9 protein-coding genes are annotated in these 12,090 nt (G+C 73.9%); all 9 read right to left on the reverse strand.

Annotated features, from left to right (window positions below):
- Positions 1-216: 216 nt before the first annotated feature.
- Positions 217-1,170, reverse strand: coding sequence for a bifunctional riboflavin kinase/FAD synthetase (locus ACFYXU_RS00125; RefSeq protein ID WP_389455999.1), 954 nt, complete (start codon positions 1,168-1,170; stop codon positions 217-219).
- A 38-nt stretch (positions 1,171-1,208) separates the two neighbouring features.
- Positions 1,209-4,910 (reverse strand): trypsin-like peptidase domain-containing protein, encoded by a 3,702-nt coding sequence (locus ACFYXU_RS00130; RefSeq protein WP_389456001.1) that lies wholly within the window; start codon positions 4,908-4,910, stop codon positions 1,209-1,211.
- A 210-nt stretch (positions 4,911-5,120) separates the two neighbouring features.
- On the reverse strand, positions 5,121-6,020 hold the full coding sequence (gene truB, locus ACFYXU_RS00135) for a tRNA pseudouridine(55) synthase TruB (RefSeq protein ID WP_329850686.1): 900 nt from the start codon (positions 6,018-6,020) through the stop codon (positions 5,121-5,123).
- On the reverse strand, positions 6,017-6,457 hold the full coding sequence (rbfA, locus tag ACFYXU_RS00140) for a 30S ribosome-binding factor RbfA (RefSeq protein WP_329850685.1): 441 nt from the start codon (positions 6,455-6,457) through the stop codon (positions 6,017-6,019). The genes truB and rbfA overlap by 4 nt, the downstream gene beginning before the upstream one ends.
- Positions 6,458-6,487: 30 nt before the next feature.
- Positions 6,488-6,781 carry a DUF503 domain-containing protein gene (locus ACFYXU_RS00145; protein WP_116158557.1) on the reverse strand — a complete coding sequence of 98 codons (294 nt, stop codon included), beginning with the start codon at positions 6,779-6,781 and terminating at the stop codon, positions 6,488-6,490.
- 150 nt (positions 6,782-6,931) lie between these two features.
- The gene (gene infB, locus ACFYXU_RS00150) at positions 6,932-10,018 is read right to left on the reverse strand and encodes a translation initiation factor IF-2 (RefSeq protein WP_376515989.1); all 3,087 of its coding nucleotides are present in this window, start codon (positions 10,016-10,018) and stop codon (positions 6,932-6,934) included.
- A gap of 149 nt (positions 10,019-10,167) precedes the next feature.
- Positions 10,168-10,449 carry a YlxR family protein gene (locus ACFYXU_RS00155; protein ID WP_389456003.1) on the reverse strand — a complete coding sequence of 94 codons (282 nt, stop codon included), beginning with the start codon at positions 10,447-10,449 and terminating at the stop codon, positions 10,168-10,170.
- A gap of 74 nt (positions 10,450-10,523) precedes the next feature.
- Positions 10,524-11,519, reverse strand: a complete 996-nt coding sequence (gene nusA, locus ACFYXU_RS00160; protein WP_329850678.1) for a transcription termination factor NusA — start codon at positions 11,517-11,519, stop codon at positions 10,524-10,526.
- 2 nt (positions 11,520-11,521) lie between these two features.
- Complete coding sequence (gene rimP, locus ACFYXU_RS00165) at positions 11,522-12,019, reverse strand: ribosome maturation factor RimP (RefSeq protein WP_361396849.1); 498 nt, start codon at positions 12,017-12,019, stop codon at positions 11,522-11,524.
- Positions 12,020-12,090 lie beyond the last annotated feature (71 nt).

Consider the following 12,090-nt stretch of genomic DNA (forward strand, 5'->3'; position numbering starts at 1 on the left):
CACAACGGACCAGCGCCCTGCCGGCGCCAGAGGCTCCTGTGCCCTGGCCCGCACCGCCAGGTGCCCGTCACCAGCGGTGCGGGTCAAGACACAGAACGCGGAGGCGCCGCGAGAGGGCGCCGTCCCGTGTGCCCACCCGTCCCGCCCCAGCGGGACGATTGCCCACACGGGGGCGGGGCGAAGGCCCGGCCGAAGGCGCGGGCGCGGCCGTCAGGCTCAGCCGCAGTCGTAGGCGTCCGTCAGTTCGCGGCAGCGCTTCACGTCGCCCGCCATCGCCAGGAGCAGATCGTCCAGCGTGTCGAACTTCAGCATGCCGCGCACGTACGCCAGGAAGTCCACGGCCACGTGCAGCCCGTACAGGTCGAGGCCCTCGCGGTCGATCGCGTACGCCTCGACCGTCCGCTCCGTGCCGTCGAACTGCGGGTTCGTGCCCACGGAGATCGCCGCCGGCATCCGCTCCCCCGCGGCCGTCAACCAGCCCGCGTACACGCCGTCCGCCGGGATCGCGGTGTGCGGCAGGGTCTCGACGTTGGCCGTCGGGAAGCCGAGCTCGCGGCCGCGCTGCGCGCCGCGGACGACGATGCCCTCGACCCGGTGCGGGCGGCCGAGGATCTCGCCCGCGCCGGTCATGTCGCCCTCGGCCACGAGACGGCGGGTGAGGGTCGAGGAGAAGGGCTCGCCGCCGCCGGCGGCCCCGCTGACGTACAGGTCGATGACCTCGACCTCGTAGTCGTAGGTGGCGCCGAGCTCGGTCAGGAAGGCGACGTTGCCCGCGGCCCGGTGTCCGAAGCGGAAGTTGGGGCCCTCGATGACCGCCTTCGCGTGCAGCTTGTCGACGAGGACCTTCACGATGAAGTCGGCCGGGGAGAGCTGCGAGAACTCCGCGGTGAACGGCAGGACGAGCACCGCGTCCACGCCCAGCTCCGCGATGAGCTCCGCCCGCCGGTGGTGCGGGGCGAGCAGCGGCGGGTGACTGCCGGGGCGCACGACCTCGGAGGGGTGCGGGTCGAAGGTGACGACGACGGAGGGGACTCCCAGCTCACGGGCGCGCTCGACGGCCCGCCCGATGATCAGCTGGTGCCCGCGGTGCACCCCGTCGTAGGAGCCGATGGTGACGACGCTGCGTCCCCAGTCCTGGGGGATGTCCTCCAAGCCACGCCAGCGCTGCACTGTGACCGCTCCTCGTCCGCCTGTTCGCCCTGTTCGCCTTACGCAGGTCTAAGACTGCCATGTCCACGGCCGTCGGTACGCATCGGCATGGCGGAGCCGTGACTCCGCAGCGCCCGAAGGGTCTCCGGGCCGAGCAGCGGCGCCCAGTCCCCCGGTGCGGCGACGGTCCAGGCGGCGAGGAGCCCCGCGAAGACGGGCCGCTCGCGGACGGCGGCGGCCAGCGTCCCGTCGAGCCGCCGGGCGCCCTCCGGGGTGCGGACGCACAGCGCGCCCGCCCGGTGGGTGAGTTCCCTGGTGCGCGGCTCGGTGCGCCGGTCGGCGTCCGCCGCGGCGGCCCGCAGGAGGGCCTCCAGGACGGTGTGTTCACCCGCCTCCGCCTCGTGCCGCTCGTGCTCCAGGAGTACGTCGAGCAGTTCGGCCCGCAGATGGCGGGAGGCCCCGGTGCCGTGGGCCGCGAGGACGGGTGCGAGGGCACTTCTGAGCGGCACGGGGCGGCTCCGGATCAGGCTCGTGACCAGGGGGAAGAGGATGGCCCTGGCCGCCGGGCCGTCCTCCAGGCGGCGGTCGACGAAGGCGGCGACGAGCGGGCCGGCCCCGGGGTGGCGGGCGGCGTGGTCGCGGACGAGGGCGGCGATGCGGCGGGCGAGGGCGGGGGTGTCGACCTCGGCGAGGGCCCGCAGGGCGGCGGCGGCCGTCGCGCCGGTGCCGTCGAGGCGGGTCCGGAAGGCGCCGAGGACCTCTTCGGGATGGGTCGTGAGGGCCTCGGCGAGGGCGAGGGCGGGCACCTGGGGCTCGGCGAGGGCGCGCGGCAGGTGACGGGCGCGGCTGAGCGGGTCGCGGACGAGGAGGCCGAGGGCGGCGCCGTGCAGGGTCCGGTCCCCGGGGCGGGCGAGCAGGGCGAGCGCGGCGTAGCGGAGGAGTTCGCGGTCGGCGGAGGTGGTGGCGTGCCGGGCGACGCTGTGTCCGTACGCGGCGGCGGCGACGCGCCGCTCCGGGCGTCCGTCGTCGTGGGCCCAGCGGTCGACGGCCCGGCAGAGGGCGGAGGGCTCGTCCTCGGCGAGCGTGGCGAGGAGACCGTCGGCGAGCGGGTGGGCGGTGGCGACGAGGGCCTCGCACAGGTCGTCGACGGCGCGCCCCCGGTGGGTGTGCAGGAGGGTCCGGGCGGCGGTGGCGACGGCGGGCCTGTCGTCGCCGAACCAGCGGCAGAGGAGCGGCTGGACGCCCCGGGGGTCGGCGACGAGCCTCTCGGCGACGGCGGCGAGGACGCGGTCGTCCCCGGCCCGGACGGCGGGGACGGTGCGCCGCAGCAGGTCGATCCGCTCGTCCTCGCCGAGCGGCAGGTCCAGCCAGAAGGCGGGGCCGAACGGGGCGAGGACCGGGTGCGGGGCCGGGCGGGCCCCGACGAGGTCGGCGAGCCGCCGCAGGACCGGCAGGTAGGGGCGCGGGTCCGGCAGCTGCCGCACGCTCTCCCGGAAGAGCCGGGCCGCCCACCAGGCCCCGTCCCCGGCCGGACCCTCCGGGGCGGGTGCCCCGGCATGGGCCGCCGCCGGGCCGGGGGTCCCGTCCCCGGCGAAGCGCCCGAGGGCCTCGGCGAGCGCGGCGAGCCGGGGCGCGAGTCCGGCGGGCCCCTGTTCCCGGTGGAGCAGCAGCAGTGCCTGGAGCACGGGCCCGATCCGGTGCCGGGGCACGGGCGGCTGCCCGCCGGTCCGCCGCGCCTGGCGGTCCCGCTGCCGGGGGACGGAGTGGGCGGGCTCCCGGGAGCCCGCCCGCCCTGCCGCCCCTCGCTCGGAGGCGGAGGCGGAGCCGGAGCCGGAGCCTGAGGCGGTGTCGGACGGCCCGACGGCCCCACCGGGCGCACCAGAACCACCGGAAGCACCAGCAGCACCGGAAGCGCCAGCAGCGCCGGAAGCCGGGGAAGCCGGGGCAGCCAGGCTCGTCCCGGGGCCGGCTCCCCGTTCGCCCGGCGGCGTCTCGGCGGGGCCGTGGACCAGGGCGTCCAGGGCCGCGTCCAGGTCGAGGTGGGAGGCCTGCACCCAGTCGGCGAGCTCCTCGTGGGCAAAGCGGTAGCCGGAGCCCGCCGGGACGAGGAGGCCCTCGGTGAGGACGGCCGGGGCCCAGCCCTCCCGCCAGGGGAACAGCTCCTCGAAGGAGTCCCGGTCGAGGACGCCGTGCCCGGGGCCGAGGCAGCGGCGGGCCGCCTCGTGCACCCGGCCGGCCAGGCGGGCGGCGAGCCGGCGGACGGCCGTCCCCCGGACGAGGGGCCGGGAGCCCGCGGCGATCCGGACCGCGGCCCGCAGGCACACCAGGTCCAGGTGGGCCGTGAAGATCTCCTCGCGCCCGGGCCGCCCGGGCACCTCGCCGGGCAGCGCGGCCCGGACCTCGGCGAGCAGCCGCAGGGCGAGCGGGTGCCGGGCGTCCGCCGGGGCGAGGTCCGTCTCCCCGATCCCGTACGCCTCCCGTACGGCACGGGCCTCGTGCGCGGAGTACGGCCCGAGGACGACGGCCGGGGGGAGCCCGTCCGCGGGGCCGGGGTCCGAGGCCGGGCGGTGGAGGGCGCGGGGGCCGTAGAGCGTCCCGGCCTGTTCCCAGTGCTCGGGGCGGCAGGCGGTGACGAGGTGGACCTGGTGGGCGCGGAGCCACGTCTCGGTGGCCGTGGTCCAGTCGGCGAGCCGGTGGGCGAGGAGCGGCGGCATCTCCTCCGGGCCGTCGAGGACGACGAGGAGCGGCCGGCCCGCGTCCCGGGCGAGGGCGGCGGCCCGCTCGGGGGTGGCGGTCGCGGTGTCGCCGAGCGCGCCGGAGGCGGCGACGATCCGGCCGGCCCGGTCCAGGGCGCGGCCGACGGCGTCGGCGAGGGAGCGGTCCTCGGCGCGCAGGTCGGCCCCGCGCAGCCGGACGGTGGGGGCGGGCGCCACGCCCTTGGAGCGGCGGGCGCAGAGCGCGGCGAGGGCGGTGGTGCGGCCGGTGCCGGGGGCGCCGACGAGGGCGAGGACGGGGGTGCGGCCGGCGGTGAAGCGGGTGAACTCCCGGACGCAGTCGGGCCGTTCGACGGGCCCGGGCCAGGGGCCCGGCTCGCGTACGGGCCCGGTGGAGGTGGCGGTGAGCTCCAGGATCCCGGCGAGGTTGAGGTCGGGGCCGTAGGCGGGGACGGTGGCCGCGTTGCGCCGCATGAGGGCGGTGAGCGGGCCCGCGGGGCGGAGCGGCACGGCGTACCCCGCGCTCCGGCGGTGGCCGTGCAGGGCGGTGCCGAGGACGGCGAGGACGGTGCCGGTGACGGTGTCGAGGACGGGTCCTCCGGCGGCCTGTCCGCCGCGGCGGAGCGCGTCGGCGCCCTCCGTGCCGATGGCGAGTTCGAGGGCGTCGGCGAGGGCGTGGAAGCGGTCGGCGGCGGCGTACGTGACGGAGGCGGGGCCGAGGACGCGGGCCTCGCGCCAGCCCTGGGCGGCGATGCGCACGTAGGTGCCGGGCTCGATCTCGGGCCGGGTCGCGAGCGGCAGCGGCCGGCCGCCGAGTCCTTCGGTCCGTACGAGGGCGAGGCCGCTCTCGGGCAGCGGGGTGACGGCCTCGGCCTCGGCGAGCCAGCTCCGGTCGCCGGGGGCGTGCAGGACGACGCGGCTGAGGCCGTCGACGGCTTCGTGGCTGGTGACCACGGTCCCGTGGTGGTCGGCGAGGAAACCGGTGCCGCGTGGCCGGCCCGCCGGATCGCAGATGCGCACCAGCGTCGCCAGGTTCCCGCTTCCCATGGTGTCGACGGTAGGCGGCCGGTGATCAGCCGACGGCGGTCGCCGGGAAACGCGCCCCCCGGCACTCCCCCGTTCACTCCGAGCGCCTCCCCGATGGGGTGAATTTCGGCGGCTCGATCGGACAGGATCGGTCCGGGGGAAACGAGGGGGGAAAAGGCGTGGGGCGGGCACGCGTGCGTGCCCGCCCCACGATGCGCTCCGGGAAGCGTCTCAGCCGAAGACGGCGAGGCTCTTGGCCTTGCCCCGCTGGTCCTCGACGAGCGCCAGGAGCTTCCCCCCGGGTCCGAAGACCGCGACGGCCCCCTTGGGGTACTCCGGCATCTCCAGGCGGACGCCGTTGAGCAGCAGCTTGGCCCGCTTCTCGTCGACGTCCCAGCGCGGGAACGCCGCCGCGGCGGCCTCGGCCACCGGCATGACCGTGAGGTCCTCCTGGAGCTGGTCCAGGGTCCGGGCGGAGTCCAGCTTGTAGGGACCGACCCGGGTGCGGCGCAGCGCGGTCAGGTGGCCGCCCACGCCGAGTCCGGCGCCGAGGTCCCGGGCGAGCGCCCGGATGTAGGTGCCGGAGGAGCAGACCACGGAGACGACCAGGTCGACGACGGGGGTGCCGTCCTCGGCGGTCGCCTCGCGGACGTCGTACACCTGGAAGGAGGAGACGGTGACCGGTCGGGCCGGGATCTCGAACTCCTCGCCGCCGCGCACGCGCGCGTAGGACCGCTTGCCGTCGATCTTGATGGCGGAGACCTTCGACGGCACCTGCATGATGGCGCCGGTCAGCTCGGCGACGCCCGCGTCGATCTGCTCGCGGGTGACCTTCGAAGCGTCGACCGACGCCGTGATCTCGCCCTCGGCGTCGTCGGTGATCGTCGTCTGTCCCAGGCGGATGGTGCCCAGGTACTCCTTCTCGGTCAGCGCGAGGTGACCGAGCAGCTTGGTGGCCCGCTCCACGCCGAGGACGAGGACGCCCGTGGCCATGGGGTCGAGCGTGCCGGCGTGGCCGACGCGCCGGGTCCTGGCGATCCCGCGCATCTTGGCCACGACGTCGTGCGAAGTGAAGCCCGACGGCTTGTCGACGATGACAAGGCCGTCGGGCGTGGTTGCTGCGTTGCTCATTCGGCGGCTTCGTCCTCGCCCGGCTTCTTGTACGGGTCGGCCTCGCCCGCGAAGGCGGCGCCCGAGGACGCCTCCCGCACCTGGGCGTCCGAGGCACGCGCCTTGTCGAGGAGGTCCTCGATCGTCTTGGCGTTCTCCGGGAGGGCGTCGGCCACGAAGGTCAGGGTCGGGGTGAACTTGGTCCCCGCCGCCCGGCCCACGGCCGACCGGAGGATGCCCTTGGCGCTCTCCAGGCCCGCCGCCGCGCTCGCGCGCTCCTCGTCGTCGCCGTAGACCGTGTAGAAGACCGTGGCCTCCCGCAGGTCGCCGGTGACGCGGGTGTCCGTGATGGTCACGTGCGTGCCCAGGCGGGGGTCCTTGATGCCGCGCTGCAGCTTCTCGGCGACCACCTCCCGGATGAGGTCTGCCAGCTTCTTCGCCCGCGCGTTGTCGGCCACTGGTCCTTCTCCTTCTTTGCCTTGCTCACATCAGTCTTCATCAGTGTGGAGCCTGCGTCGCACCGACAGCAGCTCCACCTCGGGACGCGCGGCGACGAGCCGCTCACAGCGGTCGAGCACGTCCGATACGAACCCCGCGTCCCCGGACACCAGCGCGACGCCCAGCCGGGCCCTGCGATGGAGGTCCTGGTCGCCCACCTCTGCCGCGCTCACGGAGAACTTGCGCTGGAGCTCGGCGACGATGGGCCGGACGACGGAGCGTTTCTCCTTCAGCGAATGGACGTCGCCGAGGAGCAGGTCGAAGGACAGAGTCCCCACGTACATGTGGTGCCGGATGTCCCGCCGGTTCGGGTTCGGTGACCTGCCATGCCGTCGCTTGGCAGGGACACCAGAACCGTACACGCAACGGCCGGGGCCGATCGACGGAATAACTTCCGCCGACCGGCCCCGACTCACTGCTGCGATCGGACGCGATCAGGCGCGCGGCTTCTCGCGCATCTCGTACGTCGCGATGACGTCGTCGATCTTGATGTCGTTGAAGTTTCCGAGGTTGATACCGCCCTCGAAGCCTTCGCGGATCTCGGTGACGTCGTCCTTGAAGCGGCGCAGACCGTGGATCGTGAGGTCCTCGGCGATGACCTTGCCGTCGCGGACGAGGCGCGCCTTGGTGTTGCGCTTGACCTCGCCGGAGCGGATGAGGACACCGGCGATGTTGCCCAGCTTGGACGAGCGGAAGACCTCGCGGATCTCCGCCGTACCGAGCTCGACCTCTTCGTACTCCGGCTTGAGGAGACCCTTCAGGGCCGCCTCGATCTCCTCGATGGCCTGGTAGATCACCGAGTAGTACCGGACGTCGACGCCCTCGCGCTCCGCCATCTGCGCGGCACGGCCAGCCGCACGGACGTTGTAGCCGATGACGATGGCGTCGGAGCCCATCGCCAGGTCGATGTCGGACTCGGTGACCGCACCCACACCGCGGTGCAGGACCCGGATGTCCACCTCTTCGCCGACGTCGAGCTGGAGCAGCGAAGCCTCCAGGGCCTCGACCGCACCGGACGCGTCGCCCTTGATGATGAGGTTGAGTTCCTGGACCAGACCGGCCTTGAGCACCTTGTCGAGGTCCTCGAGGGACACCCGGCGGACGCGCTTGGCGAAGGCGGCGTTGCGCTCACGCGCGGCGCGCTTCTCGGCGATCTGGCGGGCCGTGCGGTCCTCGTCGACGACCAGGAGGTTGTCGCCGGCACCCGGCACGTTGGTGAGACCGAGCACCAGGACGGGAGTCGACGGGGCCGCCTCCTCGACGTTGTTGCCCTTGTCGTCGAGCATCGCCCGGACGCGGCCGTACGCGTCGCCGACCACCACGGTGTCGCCGATGCGCAGCGTTCCGCGCTGGACCAGGACGGTCGAGACGGCACCGCGACCGCGGTCGAGGTGGGACTCGATCGCAATACCCTGCGCGTCCTGGTTCGGGTTGGCCCGAAGGTCGAGCGAGGCGTCGGCGGTGAGGATCACGGCCTCCAGCAGGGAGTCGATGTGCAGACCCTGCTTGGCGGAGATGTCGACGAACATCGTGTCGCCGCCGTACTCCTCGGCCACCAGACCGAACTCGGTCAGCTGACCGCGGACCTTGGTCGGGTCCGCGCCCTCGACGTCGATCTTGTTGACCGCGACGACGATCGGGACGCCGGCGGCCTTGGCGTGGTTGAGCGCCTCGATCGTCTGCGGCATGACGCCGTCGTTGGCCGCGACCACGAGGATCGCGATGTCGGTCGACTTCGCACCACGGGCACGCATGGCGGTGAACGCCTCGTGACCCGGGGTGTCGATGAAGGTGATCTTGCGGTCCTCGCCGTTGACCTCGGTGCCCACCTGGTAGGCGCCGATGCCCTGCGTGATGCCACCGGCCTCGCCCGCGACGACGTTCGTCTTGCGGATCGCGTCGAGCAGTCGGGTCTTTCCGTGGTCGACGTGACCCATGACGGTGACGACCGGCGGACGGGAGACCAGGGCCTCTTCGCCGCCCTCGTCCTCGCCGAACTCGATGTCGAAGGACTCGAGGAGCTCGCGGTCCTCCTCCTCCGGCGAGACGATCTGAACCTGGTAGTTCATCTCCTCGCCGAGCATCGTCAGCGTGTCGTCGGAGACCGACTGCGTCGCCGTGACCATCTCGCCGAGGTTCATCATCACCGCGACGAGCGACGCCGGGTTGGCGCCGATCTTCTCGGCGAAGTCGGTGAGGGAGGCACCGCGCGACAGGCGGATGACCTCGCCGCCACCGCGGGGAAGCATCACGCCGCCCACGGACGGGGCCTGCATGGCCTCGTACTCCTGGCGCCTCTGACGCTTCGACTTGCGACCACGACGCGCGGGACCGCCGGGACGACCGAAGGCGCCCTGCGTGCCACCACGGCCACCCGGACCGCCGGGACGGCCACCGAAGCCACCGGGACGACCGCCGAAGCCGCCGCCACCGCCGCCGGGACCACCCGGACGACCGCCGCCGCCACCGGGACCACCGGGACGGCCGGCGAAGCCGCCGCCGCCACCGCCGGGACCGGCCGGACGACCGGCGAAGCCGGGACGACCGCCGCCGCCACCGCCGGGACCACCCGGACGGCCGCCGGGGCCACCGGGACCGCGGCCGCCGGGGCCGGGACGCGGGCCGGCAGCGGGACGCTGCGGCATCATGCCCGGGTTCGGACGGTTACCGCCGGGCGCGCCGCCCGGACGGGGAGCCTGCGGACGAGGCATGCCACCGGGGGTCGGACGGGCACCGCCCTGACCCTGCGGACGCGGGGCGCCGCCGGGGCCGCCCTGCGGACGCGGGGCACCCGGAACGGCACCGGGGCCGCCGGGACGGGGAGCGCCGCCACCCGGACGGGGCGCCTGCGGGCGCGCCATTCCGGTGGAGCCACCCGAGGTGAAGGGGTTGTTGCCCGGACGGGGACCGGCCGGACGGGCACCGCCCGGACGGGGGGCCTGCTGGCCGCCGGGGCGCGGCGCGCCCTGGCCCTGCGGGCGGGGGGAACCCTGACCCGGGCGGGCGGGACGCTCGCCGGTGGGACGGGGACCCGGGGCGGCGCCACCGGGACGCGCACCGGCGGCGGGAGCCGACGGGGGCGCGGTGAACTCCGGGGCGGCCGGAGCCGGGGTGACCGGCTTGGGCGCGGGCTTCGGGCCCGGGCGGGGGCCCGAGGCGGCCGGAGCCGGAGAGGGGGTGCTGCTCGCGGGCGCGGCCGGCGCGGCCGGGGCCGCAGGCGCGGCGGGGGCCGGCTTGGGGGCCGGGGCGCCGGGCTTCGGGGCAGCGGGACGAGCCGCGGCGGCCGGAGACGGCGCCGCGGGGGAAGGCGTCGCCTTGCGGGGCGCGCCGGGCTTGGCAGCGGTCTTGCCGGCGTTGCCGCCGGGACCCTGCAAAGCGTCAGTCAACTTGCGCACGACCGGCGCCTCGATCGTCGAGGACGCCGAACGGACGAATTCACCGAGTTCTTGGAGCTTGGCCATGACGACCTTGCTCTCCACGCCGAACTCCTTGGCGAGTTCGTATACCCGGACCTTAGCCACTTCGCTCCTTTATAGGTCCGGTTACCGCCGGACCGTCGCTACTTCATGGGCGTACTCATCGCGTACTCATCGAGTGCTCATCGCAATCTCGACCTACTTCCAACTCGCGAGGTACCTGACCGCACGGTGTTCCGTGCCGTACTTCTTGTTCACTGCGGTGCCGTCCGCTCGACGTGGTGGCGGAGTGCCTCCGTGTCGAGCGGTCCCTGGACCTTGAAGGCCCTCGGAAAGGCCCGGCGGCGGACCGCCAGGTCCAGACAGACCACGGCCGGGTGCAGGTACGCACCCCGGCCGGGCAGCGTACCGCGATGATCAGGGACGCACTCGTCCTTATTCATCACGATCCGCAGCAGATCGCTCTTGGCCGCTCGCTCCCGGCATCCCACGCAGGTTCGCTCAGGGCACGCGCAGGCATGCGTCCGGCCAGACACTATTAAGTCTACCTCCCCGTAGCGACCCCACCCGTTCGGGGCAAGAATCGAACACTTGTTGGCCAAAAACGGTCTCAGTCCTGCGGCTCGGCCGGCTCCGTGTCCGGACGGATGTCGATCCGCCAGCCGGTGAGACGCGCGGCCAGGCGGGCGTTCTGGCCCTCCTTGCCGATCGCCAGCGACAGCTGGTAGTCCGGCACCGTCACCCGCGCGGAGCGGGCGGCCAGGTCCACGACCTCGACCTTGGAGACCCGCGCCGGGGAGAGCGCGTTCGCCACCATCTCGGCCGGGTCGTCCGACCAGTCGACGATGTCGATCTTCTCGCCGAGCAGCTCCGCCATCACGTTGCGGACCCGGCTGCCCATCGGGCCGATGCAGGCGCCCTTGGGGTTCAGACCCGAACGGGTGGAACGGACGGCGATCTTCGTACGGTGACCGGCCTCACGGGCGATCGCCGCGATCTCGACCGAACCGTCGGCGATCTCCGGCACCTCCAGGGCGAAGAGCTTCTTCACCAGGTTGGGGTGCGTGCGCGAAAGGGTGACGGACGGACCGCGCACGCCCTTCGCCACCCGGACGACGTACGTGCGCAGCCGCAGACCGTGCGTGTAGTCCTCGCCCGGCACCTGCTCCTGCACCGGAAGGATGGCCTCCAGCTTGTCGTCCAGCTTGACGAGGACGTTCTTCGGGTCCTTGCCCTGCTGCACCACACCGGCGACGACATCGCCCTCGCGGCGCGCGTACTCGCCGAAGGTCACGTCGTTCTCGGCGTCCCGCAGCCGCTGCTGGATGACCTGGCGGGCGGTGCTCGCCGCGATCCGGCCGAAGTCCGACGGGGTGTCGTCGAAGTCCTTCGCCTCCTGGCCCTCCTCCAGCTCGGAGGGGTCCTCCTTGGCCCACACCGTCACGTGGCCGGTCGCCCGGTTCAGCTCCACGCGCGCGTGGCGACGGGCGTCGGGAGTGCGGTGGTACGCGATGAGGAGGGCCGACTCGATCGCCTCGACCAGCATCTCGAAGGAGATGTCCTTCTCCTGTGCCAAGCCCTTCAGGAGTTTCACGTCGATGTCCACGGCTACGCCTCCTCTTCCTTCTTGTCCTTGCGGTTGAACTCGATCTCGACACGCGCCTTCGCGATGTCGGCGAACGCGACCCTGCGGGCGGTGGGCTTGCGCCCCTTCACGCCCGGCACCTCGGTGTCGAGGCCGTCCTCGTCCACGGCCAGGACGCGCGTGACCAGGTCCCCGCCCTCGGCGAGCTGGAGCTTCACCAGTCGGCCGGTGGCGCGCACGTAGTGGCGGTGCTCGGTCAGGGGGCGGTCGGCGCCCGGGGAGCTGACTTCGAGGACGTACTCGCCCTCGCCCATCACGTCGGTCTCGTCGAGCTTCTCGGAGATCGCGCGGCTCAGCTCGGCGCACACGTCGAGCTCCACGCCCTCGTCCGAGTCGACGACGACCCGCAGCAGTCCGCGGCGGCCGGCCCGGGACACGTCGATCTCTTCCAGATCCAGGTCCTTGGCGGCGACGAGCGGCTCCACGATTCCGCGCAGCCTGTCGCTCTGGGTGGTGCTCATCCGGGTGACTCCTCGGCCGCGTGTGCTGTTGTGGGTTCGTCGCGTGTCAGACCAAAGGGTATCCGGTCCGG

The sequence above is a fragment of the Streptomyces sp. NPDC002232 genome (assembly GCF_042890295.1).
Classification (GTDB): domain Bacteria; phylum Actinomycetota; class Actinomycetes; order Streptomycetales; family Streptomycetaceae; genus Streptomyces.